Annotated in this window: 25 protein-coding genes; 13 read left to right on the top strand and 12 right to left on the bottom strand. The window is 32.6% G+C overall.

Annotated elements, in window-relative coordinates; genetic code table 11:
* Nucleotides 1–123 precede the first annotated feature (123 nt).
* The 3 genes from PI23P_RS08960 (at nt 124) to PI23P_RS08950 (ending at nt 4,414) form a co-directional block, all read left to right on the top strand.
* A complete protein-coding gene (locus PI23P_RS08960; RefSeq protein WP_004570493.1) occupies nt 124–930 on the top strand; it encodes a helix-turn-helix domain-containing protein in 807 nt (268 codons plus the stop codon).
* An 821-nt stretch (nt 931–1,751) separates the two neighbouring features.
* Nucleotides 1,752–3,539: an AMP-dependent synthetase/ligase gene (locus tag PI23P_RS08955; RefSeq protein ID WP_026288368.1), complete on the top strand. Its 1,788-nt coding sequence runs from the start codon at nt 1,752–1,754 to the stop codon at nt 3,537–3,539.
* Nucleotides 3,540–3,697: 158 nt separating this feature from the next.
* A complete protein-coding gene (locus tag PI23P_RS08950) occupies nt 3,698–4,414 on the top strand; it encodes a YqjF family protein (protein WP_004570491.1) in 717 nt (238 codons plus the stop codon).
* A 145-nt stretch (nt 4,415–4,559) separates the two neighbouring features.
* On the opposite strand, the gene PI23P_RS08945 is transcribed toward PI23P_RS08950, so the two are convergent.
* Nucleotides 4,560–5,144, bottom strand: a complete 585-nt coding sequence (locus PI23P_RS08945) for an SOUL family heme-binding protein (protein WP_004570490.1) — start codon at nt 5,142–5,144, stop codon at nt 4,560–4,562.
* 55 nt (nt 5,145–5,199) lie between these two features.
* Nucleotides 5,200–6,201, bottom strand: coding sequence for a DNA polymerase III subunit delta (gene holA / locus PI23P_RS08940; protein WP_004570489.1), 1,002 nt, complete (start codon nt 6,199–6,201; stop codon nt 5,200–5,202).
* Nucleotides 6,202–6,398: 197 nt separating this feature from the next.
* Between holA and PI23P_RS08935 the strand changes: the two genes are divergently transcribed.
* Nucleotides 6,399–6,842 (top strand): type I restriction enzyme HsdR N-terminal domain-containing protein, encoded by a 444-nt coding sequence (locus PI23P_RS08935; protein ID WP_026288367.1) that lies wholly within the window; start codon nt 6,399–6,401, stop codon nt 6,840–6,842.
* A gap of 102 nt (nt 6,843–6,944) precedes the next feature.
* On the top strand, nt 6,945–7,943 hold the full coding sequence (locus tag PI23P_RS08930) for a glycosyltransferase family 2 protein (protein WP_004570487.1): 999 nt from the start codon (nt 6,945–6,947) through the stop codon (nt 7,941–7,943).
* Between the two features lie 62 nt (nt 7,944–8,005).
* Here PI23P_RS08930 and PI23P_RS08925 read toward each other — a convergent pair whose 3' ends face one another.
* The 8 genes from PI23P_RS08925 to nusB form a co-directional block, all read right to left on the bottom strand.
* The gene (locus PI23P_RS08925; protein ID WP_004570486.1) at nt 8,006–8,623 is read right to left on the bottom strand and encodes an L-threonylcarbamoyladenylate synthase; all 618 of its coding nucleotides are present in this window, start codon (nt 8,621–8,623) and stop codon (nt 8,006–8,008) included.
* Nucleotides 8,624–8,691: 68 nt separating this feature from the next.
* Entirely contained in the window at nt 8,692–9,393 is a 702-nt protein-coding gene (locus PI23P_RS08920; protein WP_004570485.1) for a response regulator transcription factor, read from the bottom strand.
* 10 nt (nt 9,394–9,403) lie between these two features.
* Nucleotides 9,404–10,960 carry a sensor histidine kinase gene (locus PI23P_RS08915; RefSeq protein ID WP_238300009.1) on the bottom strand — a complete coding sequence of 519 codons (1,557 nt, stop codon included), beginning with the start codon at nt 10,958–10,960 and terminating at the stop codon, nt 9,404–9,406.
* A 120-nt stretch (nt 10,961–11,080) separates the two neighbouring features.
* Nucleotides 11,081–11,671: a dephospho-CoA kinase gene (coaE, locus tag PI23P_RS08910; RefSeq protein ID WP_004570483.1), complete on the bottom strand. Its 591-nt coding sequence runs from the start codon at nt 11,669–11,671 to the stop codon at nt 11,081–11,083.
* A gap of 1 nt (nt 11,672) precedes the next feature.
* Nucleotides 11,673–12,611, bottom strand: a complete 939-nt coding sequence (locus tag PI23P_RS08905; protein WP_004570482.1) for a CdaR family protein — start codon at nt 12,609–12,611, stop codon at nt 11,673–11,675.
* A 100-nt stretch (nt 12,612–12,711) separates the two neighbouring features.
* Nucleotides 12,712–13,029, bottom strand: a complete 318-nt coding sequence (gene yajC / locus PI23P_RS08900; RefSeq protein ID WP_004570481.1) for a preprotein translocase subunit YajC — start codon at nt 13,027–13,029, stop codon at nt 12,712–12,714.
* A 2-nt stretch (nt 13,030–13,031) separates the two neighbouring features.
* The gene (locus PI23P_RS08895; RefSeq protein ID WP_004570480.1) at nt 13,032–13,496 is read right to left on the bottom strand and encodes a DUF1573 domain-containing protein; all 465 of its coding nucleotides are present in this window, start codon (nt 13,494–13,496) and stop codon (nt 13,032–13,034) included.
* A 30-nt stretch (nt 13,497–13,526) separates the two neighbouring features.
* Nucleotides 13,527–14,465, bottom strand: coding sequence for a transcription antitermination factor NusB (gene nusB, locus PI23P_RS08890; RefSeq protein WP_004570479.1), 939 nt, complete (start codon nt 14,463–14,465; stop codon nt 13,527–13,529).
* Nucleotides 14,466–14,721: 256 nt separating this feature from the next.
* On the opposite strand from nusB, the gene PI23P_RS08885 reads away from it, so the two are divergent.
* Nucleotides 14,722–16,476, top strand: coding sequence for an ABC transporter ATP-binding protein (locus tag PI23P_RS08885; RefSeq protein WP_004570477.1), 1,755 nt, complete (start codon nt 14,722–14,724; stop codon nt 16,474–16,476).
* Between the two features lie 81 nt (nt 16,477–16,557).
* Nucleotides 16,558–16,926: a PUR family DNA/RNA-binding protein gene (locus PI23P_RS08880; RefSeq protein WP_004570476.1), complete on the top strand. Its 369-nt coding sequence runs from the start codon at nt 16,558–16,560 to the stop codon at nt 16,924–16,926.
* Nucleotides 16,927–17,083: 157 nt separating this feature from the next.
* Here the strand turns inward: PI23P_RS08880 and PI23P_RS08875 are convergent, their stop codons facing one another.
* A complete protein-coding gene (locus PI23P_RS08875) occupies nt 17,084–18,145 on the bottom strand; it encodes a chorismate-binding protein (protein WP_238300008.1) in 1,062 nt (353 codons plus the stop codon).
* Nucleotides 18,146–18,152: 7 nt separating this feature from the next.
* Nucleotides 18,153–18,575: a PaaI family thioesterase gene (locus PI23P_RS08870; protein ID WP_004570474.1), complete on the bottom strand. Its 423-nt coding sequence runs from the start codon at nt 18,573–18,575 to the stop codon at nt 18,153–18,155.
* Between the two features lie 70 nt (nt 18,576–18,645).
* Between PI23P_RS08870 and PI23P_RS08865 the strand changes: the two genes are divergently transcribed.
* From PI23P_RS08865 to PI23P_RS08840, 6 genes are all read left to right on the top strand, one after another.
* Nucleotides 18,646–19,146, top strand: a complete 501-nt coding sequence (locus PI23P_RS08865) for an IS1096 element passenger TnpR family protein (protein WP_004570473.1) — start codon at nt 18,646–18,648, stop codon at nt 19,144–19,146.
* A 645-nt stretch (nt 19,147–19,791) separates the two neighbouring features.
* Nucleotides 19,792–19,914 carry a T9SS type B sorting domain-containing protein gene (locus PI23P_RS12915; protein ID WP_081439204.1) on the top strand — a complete coding sequence of 41 codons (123 nt, stop codon included), beginning with the start codon at nt 19,792–19,794 and terminating at the stop codon, nt 19,912–19,914.
* A gap of 161 nt (nt 19,915–20,075) precedes the next feature.
* Nucleotides 20,076–22,064 (top strand): excinuclease ABC subunit UvrB, encoded by a 1,989-nt coding sequence (gene uvrB / locus PI23P_RS08855; protein ID WP_004570471.1) that lies wholly within the window; start codon nt 20,076–20,078, stop codon nt 22,062–22,064.
* 562 nt (nt 22,065–22,626) lie between these two features.
* The gene (gene proC, locus PI23P_RS08850; RefSeq protein ID WP_004570470.1) at nt 22,627–23,433 is read left to right on the top strand and encodes a pyrroline-5-carboxylate reductase; all 807 of its coding nucleotides are present in this window, start codon (nt 22,627–22,629) and stop codon (nt 23,431–23,433) included.
* A gap of 1 nt (nt 23,434) precedes the next feature.
* Entirely contained in the window at nt 23,435–24,205 is a 771-nt protein-coding gene (gene proB, locus PI23P_RS08845) for a glutamate 5-kinase (RefSeq protein ID WP_004570469.1), read from the top strand.
* A gap of 10 nt (nt 24,206–24,215) precedes the next feature.
* Entirely contained in the window at nt 24,216–25,415 is a 1,200-nt protein-coding gene (locus PI23P_RS08840; protein WP_004570468.1) for a glutamate-5-semialdehyde dehydrogenase, read from the top strand.
* The last annotated feature ends 7 nt before the right edge of the window (nt 25,416–25,422 follow it).

Genomic DNA, 25,422 nt, shown 5'->3' with positions numbered 1-25,422 from the left:
CTTCAAAATAAAAGACGAAATTGAGGATCTTAACACACACTGAAAAAAAAACAAAATTAAAAGAATCATTTGTAAAAGAACTTTCTAAAAAAGAGACCTCACTTAAACTATAAATAATATTCTATGAAGCTTACTTATTTTGAAATTCAAAAAACAGCTCATTTAATTGAAGAATTTTATCATATTTCTTATTCAAATAAAACGATTCCTTATAATACTACGATCATTCCTTACGGGGTTTCAAGTCTTACCTTTGTCTACTGCGACGGACAAAGAGTATCCACAGAAAACAATGAAACGGAGTTAAAAAACTTAGTATTGGCGGGGCAATTTTTCAAGTCTTATCAATTTAGCGCAAATGAAGTTGGCTTTTCTTGTGGTATCAGCTTTAAACCTACGACACTTCACAAACTAACAAATTTAAATATTTCTAAATTTACGAACAAGCACGTATTATTTGAACAAGTTCATAAAAATATTTCGGCTAAACTGGAATTTATCTTTAAAAATAATAGTAATAATTTAATCCAATTATTTCAAAATTTAGAAAATCTACTATTTGAATTGCCACTAATTGAGAATAAAAACACAATTGCAGTTGATACGGCGATTGATTTTATCCATCAAAAACAAGGCTTACTTTCTGTACAAGAGTTGCTACAAATTATGCCATTCGGACAAAAAACGCTTGAAACTCAATTTAAAAAAATAGTAGGACTAACCCCTGCTAAATATATACGAATTCACCGTTTTATAAATTTAATGAAGCAATATGAAAACAAGAAAGTGAATTTAAAAGATTTAATTTATATGTACGACTATTATGATGAATCTCATTTCACCAAAGATTTTAAATCATTTACTTCTAAAGCTCCTAAAGATTTTTTTGAAGAGGATTTTTCTATAATTGTAGCAGCTTTAAAAAAATAGTAATTACGATTATTTACACGAATACGTCAATTTCTCTATATATATTTGCGTAGTTAATTTTTAGAAGACCATTTTATGGTTTCTTAAAATATTAACATCAAAAATGTGGAAACACAATTGCTATGAAGTTAAAAAGGTCGGATTCATTTTCGACCTTTTTTTTGCACTGTATTTAGATTTTATTAAATTTAAAATATTGAACTACTGTATTTAATTTTTCAACTTTCGTCTTGTAAAAACCTAACTACAATCGTCGCAAGAGAGATTGTCTGTTTAAAAAAGAATGATTTCACAAAAAATGTTATGCCATTATCATATTATATCCAGCCAAATGCTCTAAATAGTCGCTTCTAAAACTGACCATTCAACAAAATAAAAGAGCGCAATACATAAATTGGCCCTTCCTTACTCGCTAATAAATTTAAACCACTGCATTTTATAGAACAGCTATGGTACTTGAGAGCGTTCAAAATACTTTCATATCATTCAATTGTAGTGCTGTAAACGCAATTTCCGAAAGGCACCCAAAAAGTATTCCTTGATGTAGTAAAGAGCACAAACTACTCTTTAAAATTTAATAAATTTTTATAACAAATAATTGAGGATGCGATAACGACAAAAAAAGTATGGATACTACTCTAAACAATTCATTCTAGACACTACTTAATTGCACAAATGATGAAAATTAAAAAAGATTCGCAAAGAAAAATTTAAAAATATAGATTAAAAAATATGCTATTCTTAATTTAAAAGCAATTTATTATCTATTTGCAAATTCAATGTTAATTTCATATTTTGCAGTGCAAGAAAACAAGAACAATATGGCAATACAAGTTACACGTATATTTGATTTCCCCTACTATCAGCTTGAAAAGCACAATCTTAAAAAAGCATTTACAACAAAATATAAAGGAGCGTGGATCTCTACTTCTACAAAAGAATATATAGAGAAAGCAAATGCCATTAGCAGAGGTTTATTAAGGTTAGGTGTGCAGCCAAATGATAAAATTGCACTAATTTCTACAACCAACAGAACGGAGTGGAATATTTGTGATATCGGAATTTTACAAATAGGAGCTCAAAGTGTACCCATCTACCCCACTATTTCAAAAGAAGACTATGCATACGTGCTCAATCATTCAGAAGCTACATATTGCTTTGCTTCTGACAGTGCTATTGTAGAAAAACTAAATCAAATTAAAGGAGATACAAATTTAAAAGGAGTATTTACTTTTGACGATATCGTTGGTGAAAAAAGCTGGAATGAAATTTTAGAGACAGGGAAAGACTTTAAGAATCAAGTGGACGTAGAGGCTCGGAAAAAAGAGGTCAAACCCGAAGACTTGGCAACCATAATTTATACATCTGGAACTACAGGAAAACCAAAAGGCGTGATGTTATCACATGCAAATATTGTATCCAATGTGCGCGCTAGTAAAGAGAAAGTACCGTTGGCAAATGGAAAAGATAAAGCCCTAAGTTTTTTACCAGTATGCCATATTTTTGAGCGTATGATTTTATACTTATATCAATATTGTGGAATAGAAATTTATTTTGCTGAAGGGATTGAACAATTGGCTGAAAATGCTCAAGATATAAAGCCAAACGTAATGACCGCCGTTCCTCGTTTATATGAAAAAATCTATGATAAAATTATTTTAAAAGGAGAAACCTTAAAAGGTATCAAAAAGATCTTGTTTTTCTGGGCGGTAAAGCTTGGTTTAAGATATGAGCCTTATGGTGCAAACGGATGGTGGTACGAAAAGCAATTGAGCCTTGCTAGAAAGCTAATCTTTTCTAAATGGCAAGCTGCCTTAGGAGGAGAACTAAAACTGATGGTTTCTGGAGCTTCGGCATTGCAGCAAAGATTGACAAGGGTTTTTGCAGCGGCTGGAATGCCAATAATGGAAGGTTATGGTTTGACAGAAACATCTCCCGTAAGTTCTGTAAACTTTATTGAAGTAAACGGGGTAAGAGGCTTTAAAGTTGGTACTGTTGGAAAAGTTATCCAAGACGTCGACGTTAAAATTGCTGAAAATGGCGAGATTTTGATAAAAGGTCCGAACATCATGCAGGGATATTATAAAGATCCTGTAAAAACTGCGGAAGTTATTAAAGATGGATATTTCCATTCTGGAGATAAAGGAGAAATCGATGCAGACGGTTTTTTAAAGATCACAGGACGCACAAAAGAAATGTTTAAAACTTCTGGAGGAAAATACATCGTGCCTCCTTTATTAGAAGGAGCCTTCAAACAATCTTTATTTATAGAACAAATTATGGTAATTGGCGAAGGTGAAAAAATGCCCGCTGCACTAATTCAACCCAACTTTGAGTTTATACGTGATTGGATTGTTAAAAAAGAACATAAAATTGGCACAACAAACGAAGAAATTATAAATTCTGATATCGTGATCAATAGAATTCAAAGAGAAGTAGACAAAGGAAATACTCACTTTGGAAATTGGGAGCGAATCAAGTGTTTTGAGTTAACCTCTGATGTTTGGTCCATAGATGGTGGTCATTTAACACCAACAATGAAAATGAAGCGAGAGGTTATAAAAAAAACCTACAAAAATCTTTATGATAAAATCTACAAGAAAAAATAATTAAAACCTGATTTCTAAACTGAAATCAGGTTTTTTTTAACTAAAAACTATGAGTTTTGGTATTGATGATGTATTAAAAAAATCTAACTTTGCTCTAAACGATAAAAATAAATAAGATCGCAATTTCGCAATGTTTCGTTTTAAAAAACAATATACAAATGAGCTTTTTAAACGCAGAATGGAGAAAATTAGCAGTAGCAAATTATGTTATTGATCCAAAGGTCTTAGAACAGTACGTTCCTCCTGGAACGGAGTTGGACTTTTGGGAAGGCAAGTGTTATGTTAGCTTAATTGGGTTTATGTTTATGAACACGAAGATATTGGGTATAAAGGTTCCTTTTCACATTAACTTTGAAGAAGTAAACCTTCGATTTTACGTAAGGCGATTTGAAAACAATGCATGGAAACGCGCAGCTGTTTTTATCAAAGAAATTGTACCCAAACCCGCACTTACCTTCGTTGCAAATACATTGTATAATGAGCATTATGAAACCCTGCCTATGCGCCACCAATGGGAGGAAAATAGCCAAAACCGTGTGGTTACATACGAATGGAAAAAAAACAAGTCTTGGCAATCATTTCAGGTCACTGCAGCGCTTACAGCTACAGAAATAGAAGCAAACAGTGAAACCGAATTTATTACAGAACATTACTGGGGATATGCAAAAGTAAACAACAAAAAAAGCAACGAATATGAAGTAACCCACCCCAGATGGAAAGAATATTTAGTAGAAAGATCCGAAATTAATGTAAATTTTGAAATGGTCTACGGAGCTGAATTTAAGTTTTTAAACCTCTTGTCACCCGCCTCTGTGATGCTCGCGGAAGGTTCTGAAATTACAGTGGAAGGGAAAAAAACATTGAAGATTAAATAAAACCGAAAAAAATATCGGAAATCACTTTGATTAAATAATATATTCAAAATTTAAATATCCTTAAAATAAAAAATATTTTTATCAAATTATTTTGTGCTTTTGAGCAAATACCTATTTTTTCAATCGGCGACATGCATGCATTTTATTAATCTAATTCTACAATAATTTCATTTTTACGAAAAAATAATTCATAAGGTGGATTGTATCCTAAGACTGAAAAATGATTGGTGTGTTTAATTTTGTTTTTATTCAGCAATGCGATCAATTCTATCTTATATTTCTCTATTTTTTGATCAGTCGCCCACCCACCAAAACGAATTGCGGCCATTTTCTTTTCTGGAACCTCTAAAAACTTAATATTTTTATTGTCAGGTTTTGGTAAATTTTCTTTTGTAAAGCCTTCAGGTACTAAAAAAGACATGGTCATCTTTTTTTCTAAAGACATGGCAACAGGAGAGGTCATTGAAATCCTTTCTTGTGTTACATTCTTTCCAAAGATATACCCTGCTAAAACCGAAAAGCCTTTGCCAGAAGCTTGTTTATACTTGTTTGTATTTAGCTTTACCGTTGTAAATAAGCTTGCTTTGTATTGTCTAGTTTCGAAGCCTTCATAGATAGTCAAAACATCATAACGGTATCCCTCTATACTATGACTACTTTTATAAAGGTAAATCTGTGCTCCTAAAAAGAGAAAAATAAGCACTCCAAGAATAATTAAAAATATTTTCATACTATTATATTTTTTATGTGCGTACCCGATGTAAACAAAAAGTATACAGTTAATTTTAATGTAAGATTTTAAAGAGCAATTCCTTCAGAATATCTCTATCTGCTTGATTTGCACCAACGCCTTTACTTTTAATATCGGCATCTCTTAAAAATGCAATAACTTGCGCTACTTTGCGCATTGGGTAATTTCTACCCGCCACAAAATATTCATCGACAAAATACGGATTTACCCCTAAAGTCCTCGCCACATTATTTTTAGATTTATCCTTTAAACCGTGAAACAGTAACAACTGAGTAAAGTATCCATTCAAGAGAGAAATGGTTATTACCAATGGATTGTTCTTCGGATTTTCTCCAAAATATTTTATAATTCTATTTGCTTTTACAATTTGCTTCTCTCCTACTGCCTTTCTAAGTTCAAAGTTATTAAAGTCTTTAGAAATCCCGATGTTCTCCTCAATATGCACATCACTGATAATTGTTTCTTCGGGCAATACAAGCATGAGCTTATCAAGCTCATTAGAAATCTTACTCAAATCTGTTCCTAAAAATTCAACCAACATTAAAGATGCTTTGGGTTCAATTTTATAGTTCTTTGCGCTGAGCGCTTTCCGAATCCAATCTGACACCTGGTTTTCATACAGTTTCTTACTTTCAAAGATTAACCCTGTTTTTGCAATTACCTTGTGTAATTTTTTTCGCTTGTCTAATTTTTTATACTTATAATTTAGAACTAAAACAGTAGTAGGCTGCGGATTTTCTGCATAAGAAATCAGCTTCTCAATATTTCTGCTTAAATCTTGCGCTTCTTTAATAATCAAAACTTGTCTTTCTGCCATCATGGGATACCGCTTCGCTGCAGCAACAATATCTTCTATTGTCACATCTCTTCCATACATTACTTGCTGGTTAAATCCCTTTTCGGCCTCTCCTAAAACGTTAGCTTCAATATAATCTGAAATTTTATCGATGTAATAAGATTCTTCACCCATTAAAAAATAAATGGGCTTTAAATTCTTACTTTTTACATCTGAAACAATATTCCTTATTTCGTTCATTTTCTCATCTCTTATGTCTCCGTCACGAGTTCAAGAATATCATTCACTTTTTTACGATGTATTCTTGTTTTTTACGGTTATTTAGCCCTCTTTCTTCGTACTTTACATTTGATCGGTTCCTTAAAATAAAGTTTTAATATTACTCAAACTTTATTTTTTATAAATCGTTTTTAATCGTGATATTCGTTCCAATGAAAATGCAAAAACTAAACCTACCCCACTATAAATTTAAACTCAAAAGTAACGAAAATAAGACGTTTATTTTTGATAATTTAAGGAAAAAATATATGGTATTAACCCCCGAGGAATGGGTACGTCAGCATTTTGTCCAATTTTTAATTGAAGAAAAGAATTATCCTCCTACCTTAATTGCAATTGAAAAACAAGTTGTGGTAAATAATTTAAAAAAAAGAAGTGATATTTTAGTATTTGACAAAGAAGGAAATCCAGATATTATTGTTGAATGTAAAGCACCGAAAATTAAAATAACACAGGCAACTTTTGACCAAATTGCACGCTATAATTCAAAACTTAACGCAAATTTTTTAATAGTCACCAACGGATTAACTCATTTTTATTGTAAAATGGATTTTAAAAAAGAAACCTATGTTTTTCTAAAAGAAATTCCGAATTATAGCTAAAATCTAAACGCGCTATTTCTCTCTTTCTAAAATGAGCTTTGCGCTTGGTATAATTAAGAAAACTTTATATCAAATCTCGTTTTAAAACTGTAAATTCCCCCCTTGAAAACAGCAATTGTCATATTAAATTGGAACGGACAAAAACTCTTAGAAGAGTTTTTGCCATCAGTGATTAATTTTAGTGCAAATTTGGCGGAAATATATGTGGCCGACAATGCATCTACAGACACTTCCATTCAATATGTAAAAACATTTTATCCATCTGTCAACATTATAGAAAACAAGAGTAATGGTGGATATGCAAAGGGCTATAATGATGCCTTAGCTATCGTTGAGGCCGACATTTACTGCCTTTTAAACTCGGATGTTGCTGTGACAAAAAACTGGCTTATACCTGTTCTGTCTGTCTTCGAAAAAGAATTAAAAACAGCCATTGTACAACCAAAATTAATCGACTTAAAAGACAAAAATAAGTTTGAATATGCGGGAGCTGGTGGTGGATTCGTAGATTTATACGGGTATCCATATTGCAGAGGACGCGTTTTTAACACGATAGAAGACGACACAGGACAGTTTAATGAAAATGCTGAAATTTTCTGGGCTTCTGGTGCCTGCTTTTTTATACGCTCAAAAACATACCACGAAATAGGAGGTTTAGATGAAGATTATTTTGCGCATCAAGAAGAAATTGATCTCTGTTGGCGTGCTCAAAATATTGGTTACAACGTAAAATATGTCGGCAGCGCTACTGTTTTTCATTTGGGTGGAGCAACTCTACACGAAACAAATCCGCAAAAAACGTACCTAAATTTTAGGAACAGCCTGTTCAATGTGGTAAAAAATGTGCCTACAAAATGGTTTTTATTTGTCCTTTTTGCGCGTCTCCTCCTTGACGGCATTGCGGGTCTGAAATTTCTATTTGAATTGCGGCCAATACACACATTTGCAATTTTAAAGGCACACATTAGTCTCTATAAAAATTTCTATAAATTTTTAAAAAAACGTAAAAAACTTCAAAAAAAACAGGATTATAATTTACATACAAGCATTGTATGGCAATATTTTATTTTGGGCAGAAAAAAATTCAGAGCATTAAAATAACAATAACTGTTGCTATACTTTCAAAATTATGAACTTTAAAAACACTATTTCGGTTTTAAAATTTACAAAATATCGAGACTACCTTTTCCTTCTCTAATCACTTTTGGAGCCTCTGTTAAATCAATTACTGTAGAAGGTTCGTTGTCTCCATAGCCACCATCAATAACAACATCTACACTATTTTGCCATTTTTCAAAGATCAATTCAGGATCTGTGGTATATTCTAAAACATCATCCTCGTCTCGAATAGAAGTAGAAACAATAGGATTTCCTAATTCTGCAACGAGCATTCTTATAATATTGTTATCAGGAATCCTGATTCCTACCGTTTTCTTCTTTTTAAAGACTTTCGGCAAGTTCGTACTCCCAGGAAGAATGAAGGTGTAAGGTCCAGGCAACGCTCTTTTAAGGATTTTAAAGGTAGTAGAATCTATCTGCTTTACGTAATCTGAAAGGTGACTTAAATCGTTGCAAATGAAAGAAAAATTTGCTTTGTCTAATTTTACTCCTTTGAGTTGTGCGATTTTTTCGAGTGCTTTTACTTTCGTTATGTCACAACCCAACCCATAAACCGTATCTGTTGGATATATTACCAAACCTCCAGCCTGCAATACTTTTACAATCTTAGTTATTTCTTTTGGATTCGGATTTTCATTGTATAATTTAATAAATGTTGCCATAGTATAAAAATACAAAAAACTCAGCTTGTGAGATGGCTGAGTTCTTTATTTGTAAAAATATTTTAAATTTAATTTTTCTCTACCAGCCTAAATCCTTCTCCATGAATATTTAAAATTTCTACTTTATCATCTACTTTAAGGTATTTTCGCAATTTTGCAATATAAACGTCCATACTTCTTGAGGTAAAATAATTGTCATCTCTCCAGATCTTCGTCAATGCTAATTCTCTTGGCATTAAATCGTTTTTATGAATGGCTAGCATGCGTAACAATTTACTTTCTTTTGGAGAAAGTTTGATTGGTTCACTCTCTTCCCCAACAGATAAATGTCTTAATTTAGAATTAAAAAAGAAGCTCCCTACCGTAAACTCAAACTGCTCACTTTCAGGAGTATTATCCGCACCTTTTCGCTGTAAAATTGCTTTTATTTTATACAACAAAACTTCAGAATCGAACGGTTTGTTTAAATAATCGTCAGCGCCTACGGCATATCCTTTCAAAACATCCTCTTTTAATGTCTTTGCTGTTAAAAAAATAATTGGAATTTCTTTATTGGTAGCTCGTATGTCTTCAGCCAAAGAAAAACCATCCTTTCTCGGCATCATTACATCTAAAATACACAAATCATAATCACTGTTCTTAAACATAATTAACCCTTCTATGCCGTCTTTTGCATGGGTTACATTGTAATCATTTAATGCTAAATAGTCCTTTAAAACAGTTCCGAAATTTGGATCATCTTCTACTAATAAAATCTTTTTGCTTCCCATTTTTTTTATATTAAATTAAAGGTAATTTCACAGTAAATACGCTTCCTTTCCCTTTTTCACTCTCAATTATAACACTTCCGTGGTGCTTTTCAATTATTTCTTTTACATACGCCAAGCCTAAACCGTGGCCTTTAACATCATGAATATTTCCCTTCTGCTCTCTGTAAAACTTATTAAATGCTTGTTTTTGAACAATTTTACTCATTCCTATTCCCTTGTCTTTAATTTTAAAAATAAAAAACTTAGTGCTGCTCGAAGTATAGATATTTATTATCGGGGCACCAACAGAATACTTTATTGCATTTTCCAACATATTTACAATCACATTCGTTAAGTGAAATTGGTTTCCTGGCAATTCTGTCTCTAAAGCCTCAAAATGCATGTTTACAGTTCCTTTCCGGTCTTCTACCAATAAACTTACATGTGATATTGCATCTTCAATTGTGTCTTGTATATCGATGGTTTCTGTGCTTAAATCAATTTGATTTTTTTCCAATCTAGAAATTCTTAATACATTTTCAACTTGGGAATGCATTCTTTTGTTCTCCTGACGAATCATTTCAACATAGCGCAACACTTTTTCATCATCACCCAAAATTTTGGGATTCCTTATAGAATCCAACGCTAAATTAATCGTTGCAATTGGTGTTTTAAACTCATGCGTCATATTGTTTATAAAATCTGTCTTTATCTCTGATATCTTCTTTTGGCGAATGAGTTGATATAAAGAACTGGAAAAGGCAAGGATAATAATAAAAATAAAGAACAATGACAAAAGCAAAATACCTGAGATTCCGGACAAAATGTGATCGTTCTCATTTGGGAAAGTAACCTGTAAGTTATAGCTTACATTCCCCTGAGAGTCGTAAAAAAGAGGGTATTTAAAACTTTCCTTTGTATCTATTGTATAATATCCAGATTTTAGCTTTGTTGCCAAACCATCAATACTATAGACACCATATTTAAAATCCAATCGAATATTTCTTTTGACTAGCTGCTCTTTGATCGTTCTATTTAATTCATTATTACTAATCCTTTCATGAATTAATTTTCTTCTATTTACATCATTTAGAAGCTCTATCGCTTGAAGTTTGTCAAAATTTGAGTACGCTTTTATAAACGAATACTTTTCTTCCGTTAATTTTGGAAAATAGGAATCTACATTTTTTATTAATGAGGCTTTAAAGAAGTCTTTTTTCCCAGTAACTCTCTTATAAATAATAGAGTCATTATTTAGAAAATCTGTGGGTAGTTTAAAATTTTCTTCTAAAAAAGTACCTCCAAAAGTAATTTTTTCTTTGGTGGTGGTATCTATTTGCTGAATTAAATAACTCTTTAATTCAGCTTTATCGGCCAAACCCTTTTTTGCAATTAAATTTTCAATTTTCTTTTGAAATTCTGCCTGCTCCCGCTCATTAATGCGCTCAGAAGCTGCACCTAAAGATTTCTGGATGTCGTTTTTAAATTGAGCCTTTTTACTCTCTACGGCATTGTTAATCCAATACAGCTGCACCGCAATAATTCCGATTAAGGAAACACTCATCAAAACAACAATAAGAATGAACATTTTTTTGCGCATTCCCAAATCTACTACTTTCAGAGTTTGTAATTATTGGTTTTAAAATAAATTAAAGAATAGAATGGAATTTTAAGAATTAATTAACAAATAAAACGAGTTTTACGAAATTTAGGCTTGCTTTTTTGTTAAAATATTATGGATGTATTGCACTTGATCTTCCGTGCTTTTAAGTGTGGTATTGTAAATAACATAATTGGATAAAAGAATTTTCTTGTCCTCTCTCCATTGTGAATTAACACGAGCTAGTACTGCTTTTTTTGATGTTTTATCTCGCTCAACAACCCTTTTTATCCGTTCCTCAACAGCTACAAAAACAGATATTAAAAAGTCAAACTTTTTTGTTTTTCTGCTTTCAAATAAAATTGCACTTTCGTACACGATGTACATTTTATCCTTGTTTTTAAAAACATAACCTTCAAAATCTTTATGCACAGCGGGATGCACAATACGATTTAACAGGTCTAATTTTTTTCGGTTATTAAACACGATACTTCCAAGATACTCTTTGTTAATTTCATTCTGTAAGAATGTCTCTGGCCCAAAAGCCTCTATCAATTTCTTTTGAACAATCTTACATGAATTCATAATTCTCTTGGCTTCAACATCGGCGACATACACGGCAACTTTATCAAACTTTTCGAATAGTTTTGCGACTGTTGTTTTTCCACTGCCGATACCACCTGTTAAACCAATTATCATTTTAATTCTGGATTAAAAAATCTATTTTGTTAGGCACCATTTTATAACTTTTTATTTCGGAAGGTTTGTGTAGTAATTTTGGGATTAAATAACCCAAATTACTTTCTTTAGAAGCTGCATAATCACAAACAATCTGAAAAGAGTTTTCACTTAGTTTATTGAAATTAGACAAGCCCACAATAAAAGTAACTTGTATTTTTTTTGAAAGCGTATTAATTACCAGTCCCTTTGGAACGTTAATTATTTTGTATTGCACCTCAAAGATTCCCTCTGTAAACTTTTCTATTTTTCCTGAAATTGTTATTTCTTGCGCTTCAAATTTTAAATTCTTAATTCCTGTTGGAATTTGTACGCTTACTTTTTGGGTAAAATCCATTTTAATATCTTCTAAAGAAATCTGCATAAGATCAATACTCGTTACTGAAGAAATATAATTTTCTGGTCCTGAAACAAAAATACTGTCGGGTTCTACTCTAATCTTTTCCGAAAGATCATAGCCTACATGGTACTGTAATTTTAAATTTGGTTTCAACGCTAATTTTTTAGTAGCCAGACTTTCCACATTAAAAAATAAAGTGTCTGCTATAATATCTTGTAAAATAATTCCAGAAGGCAATTGCTTTTGAATTTGTTGTTTTTGAGGTTTAATAAGTACGTAATATCTAGTTTTCTTTTTTTTAAGCAACCTACTAGCGCTTATTTCAATCTTTTTTGTATTAAATCTTGTTTTTAGTATTTTAAAACCTGTTGCTTTTAGAACAATTTCTAATTCTTTTGTAAAAGAATCTTGTAATAATTTATTTTGTGCAATTTGAACATAAGATATTGGAAAATTAACACTGACAGTATATTCTTTAGATAGTGTTATTAAAAGCCAAATAAGAATAGATGCCAATAAAAAGCTTACAAATGTTTTCGGTACTTTTCTTTTCAGTTTCAAGGGTAATTTTTATAAGATGCAATTTACAAAAAAGCAGACAAATAAAAAAGTGAGTACTGTCTCGAAAGACAATACTCACTTTAAGTTGGTTACAAATAAATTATTTTTTTACTGGCGCGGCATATCTTTGGCTTAATTCCATTGAAATTACAGAACTCTCAAATTTAATTTTCCCTGCACCTGTTTCGATTGTAATGGTTTTGTCTGTTGTATTTACTTCTGTTATTTTTCCGTGAATACCACTGGCAGTGACCACTTTGGCACCTGTTTTAATCTCTGCTTGAAAAGTTTTTTCTTTCTTTTGGCGCTTCATCTGAGGCCGTATCATAAAAAAATATAAAACTAAAATCATTGCTGCAAAAGGCAGCATACTTGTTAAACTTGCTGCGTCGAATTGTAAAAAAATTGTGTAGAACATCTTTATATTTTTGCTTTTGGTGTTACTGAACCTCTTAATGTTAATACTTCTCTTCCAGAGGCTGTATTTGTAGTTAAAGTCACTGTTTTCATTTGTCTATTTGGTTTCCCTGATGTATTAAATTTCACGGCGACTTCTCCGATTTCTCCCGGCTTGATGGGTGCTTTTGGCCACACAGGAACGGTACAACCACAAGAACCTTTTGCATTGGTAATTACCAAGTCTACTGTACCGGAATTTGTTACCATAAAGATCGTTTCAACGATGTCTCCTTCCGCAACAGTTCCAAAATCATATTCTCTCTTATCTAAAGAAATAGAAGCGACTTCTCTCTCAATCGCTGCATCTCGAGACTTTGCATTTTCAACATTTTCTTTATTTACTTTTGCCGACGCGCTTTTCTTTCCGCAAGAAATTATGAATGTCGTTGCTATTGCGAGCACAAATACTGTTATTATTTTTTTCATTTTGACTATTTTGAGTGTAAAATTAATAAATTAAATAAGCCCTCTGCCAATTTTTACAATCTTTTTATCGGCTATAAATTCTTTAGCTATTTTATCTAAAACGCCATTTATAAAAAAGCTACTCCTTGAAGTTGAATAATCTTTGGAAATTTCTATGTATTCGTTTATCGTGACCTTTGTTGGTATAGACGAAAAATTAAGAAACTCTGCAATTGCCATTTTAATCAATATCATATCTATTCCCGCAATTCTATCAGACTCCCAGTTTGGTGTTTTTTCAGCAATCATTGGCTCATAATCAGCTTGTTTTAAAACTGTTTTCCTAAAGAGTTTCGAAACAAATTCCTCATCATCTTTGTCCTTATATAGAGATCCCAATACAAATAATCCCGTTGGCTTTTGTTTGCTTAAGGTTTTTACCACCCATGTATTTACAAATGGAATGTCATCAACCCAAGAAATCATGTGGTCTTCATAATACTCTGCTAACTTTTCATTTGGAGCAATGATTTCCCTAAAAAAATCAACTACAAAATCTTTATCTATTTTAAAAGAGTCCTCTTTATTCGCTAAATACGTTTCATAAAAATCACTTTTAAGCAACGCTTCAAAAATAATTTTCACATATTCATCGTCCTCCTCCCAGTTATTCAACTTATTTAATTCAACATACCCCTCTAGACTAATGCTCTCTGAGATTGTGTGAATTAGTTTGTTCTGAATAAATTTAATGTTTGGATTTAAATCGGAGGCAGTAGCAAGTATCTTATTTTTAGAAAGCGCTATTTTTTTTGCGGCTAATTTCTGAACAGCTACTAATAATTGAATGTTCAACACATAGAGATCAAACATTTTTAGAACACTATGCTTTAAGAATTTTTCTTCATTAATAACGTCATCATCATGAGATTGTAGCATCGCGTAAACAGATTGCATTACTTTTACTCTAATATGTCTCCTGTTTATCATTTTTTTAAAGAACTTTTAGTAAATAAAATAGTTGTGTTAGTTATTGGATCACAAAAATAATTAATTTATGTTTAATTAAGCATCTATATTAAATTCTTTTAATATTTTATTTCTGCGATTGAACCATACTTTAATGGAGGTTAGATTCTATATAAAAATGTATCTTCGTAGCTCAGAAAAAAATGTTTTTCCTGGTTTTTTAAAAAAAAATATTTCTGAAAATCTCTCTTTTATTATTTAAAATTTTTTCTCTAAATTGAAAGCTCTAAAATACATAAATAAATATTTTATTAAATACAAGTGGCGGTTAATAATAGGTATCTCTATAACCGTATTATCGAAGTTATTAGCATTAAAAGTACCCCAAATTGTGGGAGAATCTTTAAATATTGTTGAAGATTATCAAAATGGAACAATTACCGATCTCAAGTTGGTAGAACATGAACTTTTAATGAACGTTCTATTGCTAATTGGGGTTGCAGTGCTCGCCGGATTCTTCACTTTTCTCATGCGCCAAACGATCATTGTAACTTCCCGTTTGATTGAATTCGATCTTAAAAATGAGATTTATCACCAATATCAGAGACTATCCCTGAATTTTTACAAGAAAAATAGAACAGGAGATTTAATGAATAGAATCTCTGAAGATGTTTCTAAAGTAAGAATGTATGTAGGTCCCGCAGTTATGTATACCATGAATATCATTGTACTTCTCGTTGTTGGGTTTACACAGATGATACAGATAGATGTTAAATTAACAATGTACACCCTATTTCCATTTCCTCTTTTATCAATTGCTATTTTCACTTTAAGCAAGGTCATTCATAAAAGAAGTAGCATTGTGCAAGAATACTTATCAAAATTAACCACCTTTAATCAAGAGTTTTTTTCCGGTATTAGCGTTGTGAAGTCCTATGGAATTGAAAAATCTATTATCAAAGATTTTGATGAAATTGCAGACAAAAGCAAAGAAAAAAACATCCATCTCCAACAAGCAAATGCTTTATTTTTTCCTTTGATGATTTTATTGATAGGAATCAGTAACATTATTGTAATTTATGTTGGCGGACAACAATACATCAATAATGAAATTCAAATAGGAACTATTATTGAATTTATGTTGTATATAAATATTCTAACATGGCCAGTAGCAGTAGTTGGATGGGTCACTTCCATGATACAGCAAGCAGAAGCCTCTCAACTAAGAATTAATGAATTTTTACGACAGGTACCAGAAATTCAGAACTACAACACAGCACCGACAGTTTTACAAGGTAAAGTAGAGTTCAAAAATGTAACGTTCACCTACGATGACACGAATATTACCGCTTTGAAAAATGTTTCCTTTTTGGCCCAAGCAGGAGAAACTGTGGCTATTTTAGGAAAAACAGGAGCTGGAAAATCTACAATTATAGAACTTATTGCACGGTTATACGATACTAAAGTAGGAAGCATTCTCATGGACCAAAATCCAATTGAAAGCCTCAATTTAAATGATTTAAGAAATCAAATTGGTTTTGTTCCCCAGGATCCTTTTTTATTTTCTGAAAGCATTAGCAACAACATAAAATTTGGTAAGGAAGATGCAACTGATAACGAGATCGTACAAGCAGCAAAAGATGCAGTAGTGCACAACAATATTATTGACTTTCCAAATGGGTATAAAACTGTTTTAGGAGAACGTGGAGTGACCCTTTCAGGAGGACAAAAACAACGTGTTTCCATCGCCAGAGCAATCATTAAAAATCCAAAAATATTAATTTTCGATGACTGCTTGTCTGCTGTGGATACAGAGACAGAGGAACGTATTTTAACAAACTTAAAAAAGGTTTCTAAAAACAAAACTACCTTTATCATCAGTCATCGTATTTCTTCTGCCAAAAACGCAGACAAAATTATTATTTTAGAGCAAGGAGAAATTATACAGCAAGGAACTCATAATCAGCTTATAAACACAGCTGGATACTATAAAGAATTACACGATCAACAACTTTTAGAAAAAGAAAATTAATCTTTAACATTGCTGCGTAAAATATTTTATTAGATTTGTTAGTAGAAATAAACGATTTATACAATCACGATATCAAAGAGCATGGCAGAGAGAGTTGAACAAGAGGAAATTTTTTCACAGGTATTAAGAGCAGGAAGAAGAACGTATTTTTTTGACGTAAGAGCGACAAAAGCAGACGATTATTACTTGACGGTTACAGAAAGTAAAAAATTTACACATGATGATGGCACGTTCCATTATCAAAAGCATAAGATATATTTGTACAAGGAAGATTTTACAGACTTTCATGAAATGTTGAAAAAAGCCACAGATTATATCATCAATGAAAAAGGGGATGAAGTAATTAGCGAACGGCACCAAAAAGACTTTAAGAAAGAAGACCCTTCTACGGAGTCAGAAGAATCACATACCACTGAAAATTTTACAGATATTTCTTTTGAAGATATCTAAAAATTAATGGCATGAAAGGCTTAGCCTGTTAGACTTAAAGAGCACTTAATTTTTTAATGGCATTTTTAAAACCAATTACAGTTCAAAAATAACTTTACACAAAAAAACCATAAACACACTGTTTATGGTTTTTTTGTTATATTTCATTCCTGTATTCTTACAACGCACATTTCATTGTTTTCGTTTTTAAAACAGTTTCCTCCCACTCTTTTTCAGCGTCGCTATCTCTTGTAATTCCTCCGCCAACATAAACCGAAGCAAACTTGTTTTTAATCTTCATACATCTTAAGTTTACAAAAAGCGCTGACGTTTTAGACTGTTCTTTGGAATGTTGTAAATTCAATTCCCCCAGAAAACCAGTATAAAAACTTCTATCGTATTTTTCATTCTCGAAAATAAAGTTTCGTGCTGCTTCTCTTGGCAACCCGCAGATCGCGGGTGTTGGATGTAAAACACGAATCAATTCTTTTAAACTTGCAGGCGCTTTTAAACTTCCGGAGACCTTCGTTCTTAAATGTAATAAATTCCCTGCTTTTATAGTTTCCCTTTTTTCAACTTCTAGATTGGTAGCAACTGTGGCTAACTGCTGTTCGATAAAAGTAGTTACCAATTGTTGCTCTTCTAGTTCTTTCGATTTCCAAACTGCTTTTTCGTGTTCTTTGTAAACCTGTGTTCCCGCAAGAGACATGGTTCTAAAATCAGTTCCGTTTATACTTAACAACGTTTCTGGAGTTGCACCAAACCACAGTCCCACCTTTGGATGAAACCATGCGTAAACAAATGCATTTTTATAAGTTAAAAGTAGTTTCTCGTAAATTTCAATCACACTAAAATTATCAACAGATACAAGTTCTTCTCTAGAAATTACAACTTTTTTCAGATGACCAGATATGATTTGATCAATTGCCTTTTCAACTGTTTTTAAATATTTTTCTTTGGATACATTAAAAGATTCTAATTCAATATTCTTAAAATTATATGCACTTGTTAAAAGCTCTTCAGAGACAAAATCGGCTTGATCCTCGCGAAACAAAATAGCCTTTTCTGAATCGCTAAATGGAGCAAATACAAACCCTTTTTCTTGAAAATTTGTAGTGAAAGTTAAATCGGCATCCCTCATTAAAAATGCAGAGACACCCTTCTCGTTCGGCTTTCTATAAATTACAAAAGGCAATTGTTGCTGATATTGAGTGCTAATAGTATTGAGTAATTGGACCAAGTTAAAATTATTTTTTGCTGCTATTTAAAACAATATTCGTCATTTTCGCAATGGAGATTAAATGATCCTCTTCGTCTACAATTCGAACTTCCCAAAGGTGCGTTGTTTTACCTTTGTGAATGTTTCTTGCAGTTGCAAAAACCATCCCTTCTCGTTTACTTTTAATATGATTTATAGAAAGTTGAATTCCGTTTATAAACTGCGTTTTCTGATCAATAAAAAAATTGGATGCCGCACTGCCTACACTTTCAGCTAAAGCTGCTGTAGCGCCTCCGTGTAACTGACCATATGGTTGATGTACTCTAGCATTTACTGGCATTTGTGCTGTTAAAAAATCACTGCCGACAGCAATATATTCAATACCAAGTGTGTCCATGAGCGTATTTTTAGAATGCTCATTAAATTTTTGTAAAATTGCAGTTTTATCCATTCCGATTCTTTAATGTGCAAAAATACACATAAAAAATTGTATTTTTGTCACAGAAAAGTTAAAGCGTTCTATGTATAAAATAAGAGTAATTTTAGATACCAAGAAAGATGTTATCAGAACTATTTTAGTTGATAGCCATTTAAATTTAGAGGATTTGCACAGCACAATTGCAAAGTCTTTTGGTTTTAAAGGACAGGAATTGGCGTCTTTCTACAGAACAGATGATGAGTGGACGCAAGGTGAAGAAATACCATTATTTAATATGGAAGAAGTTGGTACTGGTATCTCCATGCAAAACTGCCTTTTAAAGGAAATAATACCTGTCGTTAATGACAAATTGATCTACGTCTACGACTTCTTAAAAATGTGGACTTTTTATGTAGATGTTATTGAAGTTTCCGAAGAAAAAACTCCAGATTTGCCAAAAATTATTTTGACAGTTGGTGAAATACCTGATGAAGCTCCCGAAAAAGAATTTATAGCAGAAAAACGAGACGACGGATTTGTCGATGAAGATGACAATGACGATGAATTTGGAGATTTTGATGAATTTGACTACAATGAATACTAAATAGGGTGGTGCAATCATTTAAAAAAAGTTGTGTTAACTTTTTTTGACTTTCTTCTCACAAAACTTAAAGGCTTTGTTTTTTTGCACTTGAAAATAACGGCCAAACTTTACGGATCTAGTTTTTAAAAAAATCTTTCGCGCATCCAAAACTAGCAATGCTGTCTATTTCAGGAAGTACACATTATTAAAACTTTTGAGCACCAAATATTCATTAGGACTGTGCGCTATCAAAGAAAAATATTTCGCATTTTTTAAATTTATTGAACACTTAAAAGGAAGTAGGCCAAACATGAAAAAATTAATATTATTTGGACTATTATTTTTTTCATTCCATATGCATTCTTAAAAAGAAGCGAATGTTTGGTGTTTTGGTAGAAAAGCTTCAATAAATTTTAATACAAATCCTCTAACCGCTAGAAAAAACCGAAAACGAGTACCGATTGAAGGCTATTCCTCTTTTTCAGATTCAGATGAGAACTTATTATTTTCTAAAGACACCCCTTTTAAAAGAATATACCACGAACTGAATACTACCCTACAAGTATCTGCGCTAAAGTCTCCAAGATTCTTTCCATCCAATAGAGACGGTGAAAATGAGACTGGGGTCATAAAAAGAGCGAGTATACCTTTTATTCGAAAAGTAGTATTCATATTTACAATCGATATGATAAATTAGTTTCAAAAATTGCATTACTCAGTAGTGGCTGGGATGGCGCCTACAATGGTAAAATAATGCCTTCTGACAATTACTGGTATAATAGTATATAATCCACAGAGATACTTCAAAACCATCCGTAAACAAAACGAAAAACCGCTCTTTACTGAGAAAGTAATTACTAGTACCCGCTACTAATGATAAACTTTAAGAAAAGTACTATTTTCGTTTATTTAGAAAATAGAATTACAATTAGTATCCGTATTTTTGCAAAATGGAATTTAAATTAGTGTCAGAGTTTTCTCCAACAGGAGACCAACCACAAGCAATTCAGGAACTTTCGGACGGTATCAATACTGGTGAAAAATTTCAAACATTACTCGGAGTAACAGGCTCTGGTAAAACATTTACAGTTGCCAATGTAATTCAAGAAGTAAGAAAGCCTACCCTAGTTTTAGCCCACAATAAAACTTTAGCAGCACAATTATATTCAGAATTCAAACAGTTTTTTCCTGAAAATGCTGTGGAATATTTTGTCTCCTATTATGATTATTACCAGCCTGAAGCGTACATTCCAGTTACAGGAACCTATATAGAAAAAGATTTATCTATTAATGAAGATATCGAACGCCTTCGTTTAAGCACCACTTCTTCCCTACTCTCCGGACGAAGAGATGTCTTAGTAATCGCTTCTGTCTCCTGCCTGTATGGAATTGGAAACCCTACAGAATTTAAGAAAAACGTAATTCCAGTACAAGTTGGACAATTAATTTCTAGAACTAAATTTTTGCATCAATTGGTACAAAGCTTGTACTCTAGAACAGAACATGAAATAAAAAGTGGAACCTTTAAAGTTAAAGGCGACGTCGTTACAATCTATCCATCCTATGGTGACAACGGATATCGCATCCATTTTTTTGGTGATGAAGTTGAAGAAATCGAATTGTTTGATTTAGAGAGTAATGCCATTATAAATACTTTTGAGGAATTGAGTATTTATCCTGCCAATTTATTTGTAACCTCTCCTGATGTGCTTCAAAATGCGATCCATCATATTCAAGAAGATATGGTAAAGCAGGTTGCATACTTTGAAGAAATCGGACGGAGTTTAGAGGCCAAAAGAATCAAAGAACGGACGGAATTTGATTTAGAAATGATCCGTGAACTTGGCTATTGTTCGGGAATTGAAAACTATTCAAGATACCTGGATGGAAGAGATCCAGGAACCAGACCTTTCTGTCTGTTAGACTACTTTCCTGACGATTATTTAATGATTATAGATGAAAGTCATGTGACCGTTCCTCAAACACATGCGATGTATGGTGGTGATCGAAGTAGAAAAGAAAATTTAGTTGATTATGGTTTTCGTCTGCCAGCAGCAATGGACAACAGGCCCTTGAAATTCGAAGAATTTGAAGCCATTCAAAACCAAACCATATTTGTTTCTGCAACTCCTGCAGATTATGAGCTTCAGAAAACTGAGGGTGTATTTGTAGAACAAATTATAAGGCCTACGGGATTATTAGATCCAATGATTGAAGTAAGACCAAGTTTAAATCAAATAGACGACCTAATTGAAGAAATTCAAATTAGAATAGAAAAAGACGAACGTACTTTGGTCACCACGCTCACCAAAAGAATGGCAGAGGAGTTGACAAAATATCTTACGAGGGTAAATATTCGATGTAGATATATACACTCAGATGTAGATACCCTAGAACGTGTTGAAATTTTACAGGATTTACGAAAAGGCCTTTTTGATGTTCTTATCGGAGTAAATTTATTGCGCGAAGGTTTAGATTTACCAGAAGTCTCCCTGGTTGCAATTTTAGACGCTGATAAAGAGGGTTTTTTAAGAAATGTAAAATCGCTGACACAGACTATTGGAAGGGCAGCAAGAAATGTAAACGGTTTGGCCATTTTATATGCTGATAAAATGACAAAAAGTATGCAAAAAACAATTGATGAAACAGACCGAAGAAGAGAAAAACAAATTGCTTACAATACGGCCAACAACATGGTGCCTACCCAAATAAAGAAAAAGATAGATGACACGCTCACAAAAACTGCCGTTTCCAGCTATCACTACGACAATGCCAAGCAAGTTGCTGCTGAGCAAGACTTGCAATATTTGCCAAAAGAAGAAATAGAGAAACGCATACGAGACAAGCGCAAGCAGATGGAAGCTGCTGCTAAAGAATTAGATTTTGTTGTTGCTGCAAAGCTGCGTGACGAAATAGCGCTGTTAAAAGAAAGTGTCTGATAGTCTTTGCTGATAGCGGGATGAATTAATAACTTCGCCATTACTTGGCTAAACGCTTGCATTTAGCTATCTTTGCCTGTCCTTAAAATAAGGAAACATAAATTGCATAGCTTTAGAATATTCAATTTTAATTTCTAGATTCTGTCAAAAAAGTCTAAAAATTAATCAAAAAAAACTCATATCTCTTCACCCTATATTCTAGGAGACTTAATAAGAAATGTATTCCCGTCATTAGAATCTTTCTTGTTATAAAAATATTTTCAGCTATATAATTGCAGTGTATTATCATTAAAAACAAGACTGCAATTACACCAATCTTATTCACCCTTGCAAAGGGTATTTTTTAAAGAAAAAAATGTAAAAAAAATTTACACATTTATTATAAGAGTGTAAAACACCAAGAATACCTCAAGAAAACCGCTATTTATTATACAAAAGCTATTTCCGTTTAGGGAGTATAGTTTTTGGGTTCCGAAGCATGACTATTTGATCCTAAAAGCATCAAATAGTCACTGATACAGTAGCAAAAAAAAAAAAACTAATAATACTTAATAAAAATAAAATGAAAATTTTAGTAATTGGCGCAGGAAACATGGGACTTACATATGCTCAAGGGATGTCAAAATCAAAATTGTTAAAGAAAAAAAACATCATGATTTTAGACAACTCTGAGGAAAAACTTGAGGAATTGAATGGAATCTCTCACTTTGACGCTTTTAAAGACCTGGAAGATTGTGTGCCAAAAGCAGATATTATATTTATCGCTGTAAAACCTTACCATGCAGTAGAGCTCTTTAAAAATTTAAAACCGTTCACAAAGCCCGGTCAAATTATCGTGTCTATTATGGCAGGTATCAATATTGACAGCATTAAAAAATATTCAGGGCTTCAAAAGATTGTGAGAGCAATGCCAAATCTGCCCGCTCAAATTGGTAAAGGTTTGACTTCATATGTAACCTCTCCAGAAATATCAAGAATTGAGAAATTAACGATTGAAAGCTTATTAGACACCACGGGAAAATCGATGGAAGTTAGCAGTGAAACCCTCATAGATGCCTCTACAGGAATTTCTGGAAGTGGCCCTGCCTATGTGTTTTATTTTATGCAAAGTATGATGGAGGCTGCACTAAAAATGGGCTTTTCAAAAAACGACTCTTCCGTTTTAGTGAGTCAAACATTTACCGGAGCGATAGAACTCTTTAATCAATCCAACCTATCTCCCAACTCATGGATAAAGAAAGTGGCTTCCAAAGGAGGAACAACAAGAGCCGCATTAGATTCTATGGAAGGAAATAATGTAAATGAATTAATTAAGGATGCTGCTTTTGCAGCTTTTAAGAGGGCCGTTGAACTAGATAAAGAAAATTAAGATGTACAAAGAAAGAATTGTAATCAAAGTAGGAACTAACGTAATGACAAATAGGGACAATAGAATTGTTAGACCTGTTTTAAGACGTTTAGTAAAACAAGTTGCAGAATTGTATGAACGTGGGATTATCTGTATTTTGGTTTCCTCAGGCTCTGTAATTGCTGGAAAAGAAGTATTAGGTGACTCTATCATTGAAAATGAGACCCAAAGAAGACAAGTCTATTCTGCTATTGGACAGCCAAGAATGATGCGTCATTATTATAATATTTTCAATGATTATGGAATGAAATGCGCACAAGTACTGCCAACTAAAAGAGATTTTAGCGAAGGAGTACATCGAGAGAATATGATCAATTGTTGCGAAGGTTTATTGGCAGAAGGAGTCATACCTATCGCCAATGAAGACGATGCCGTTTCTGTAACCATGTCTATGTTTTCAGACAATGACGAATTAGCTTGCTTAATCGCGCAATTAATGAAAGCTGACAAACTAATTATCTTAACAGATATTGATGGTTTGTATTCAGGGCATCCAGACTCTGATAACAGCGATTTGATTACCAATGTGAATCCAAATGATGATTTAAATAAGTATATTAAAGACAGTGATAAAAAACCAGGTGAAGGGCGCGGTGGCATGGGGTCTAAATTAGACCATGCCCAAGAGGCTGCTGCTAACAATATCCCTACTTATATTGCCAACGGAAAAAGAGACAATACCATTATTGACATTATCGACGGAAAATCCGTAGGTACCAAAGTGGCACTTTAAAATTTATAGTATGAAATTATTAAATACTCAAGTAAAAAATAATGTTTTACAAAGCATGATCACAATTCTCGATACACATCGAGCACCTTTATTAGAGGCGAATAAAAAAGACTTAGACGCATTTCAAAAAGAAGATCAAGCCATGTATGATCGTTTAATTTTAAACGATCAAAAAATTGACGGAATGATTACTGCTATCAATGAAGTAAAGGCACAAGAAGATCCAGTAAATCAGATTATTAGTGATAAAAAACTAGCAAACGGCTTAATTGTTACCAACAAAACAGTGCCCTTTGGAACCATCATGATTATTTATGAATCGAGACCAGATGTGACTGTAGAAGCGGCAGTTTTAGCTTTTAAATCAAACAACAGAATTTTATTAAAAGGTGGTAAAGAAGCTATTTATAGCAATAAAACACTAGTCGATTTTTGGCACAAAGCCTTGCTTGAAAATAATATATCCTCCGATTATATTAAATTACTGCAGATGGATCGAAAAGAAACGCAGTCATTTTTAAAAAACCCAACAGAACAATTAGATTTAGTGGTCCCAAGGGGTGGGGAACGTTTGATAGATTTTGTAAAAGAACACGCAAAATGTGCAGTTCTAATAAGCGGCAGAGGAAATAATTTTTTATACATCGACGAAAGTGCAGATTGGAATCAAACACTCGCTGTTATTCTCGATGCAAAAACAGCTAAGATTTCTGCTTGTAATGCATTAGATAAGATACTAATCAATAAAAATACACCAAATCTAGAGGAAAAACTAATTGCACTACACACTGTTTTGAAAGAGAAAAATGTAGCTATTTTAGTAGATAAAGAGGTGCAAACGGTTTTAACAGGAGAAACCCTAATTGCTGAAAATACAATTTGGTCTGAAGAATTTTTAGCTTTAAAATGTTGCATCGGTATGGTTTCAGAACTTGAAGAAGCTATTGAAATGATCAACCTATATTCTGGTGGCCATTCGGCCTCGATAATGACCACAAATAACTCTAATGCTGCAGACTTTATGCAACAAGTAGATTGCGCTGCAGTCTATAAAAATGCCTCCACTAGGTTTACGGACGGTGGACAATTAGGTGTGGGAGCAGAACTTGCTATTAGTACCGATAAATTACACCACAGGGGTCCTTTGGGATTAAAAAAACTGGTTACCAATAAATATTATATTTATGGTGAAGGCCATGTGCGTGATTAACGCAAAA

Origin of the sequence: Polaribacter irgensii 23-P, assembly GCF_000153225.1 — a bacterium.
Classification (GTDB): Bacteria; Bacteroidota; Bacteroidia; order Flavobacteriales; family Flavobacteriaceae; genus Polaribacter; species Polaribacter irgensii.
Note: the sequence above shows the minus strand (reverse complement) of the source record. Positions and strands in the feature narration are given on the sequence as shown.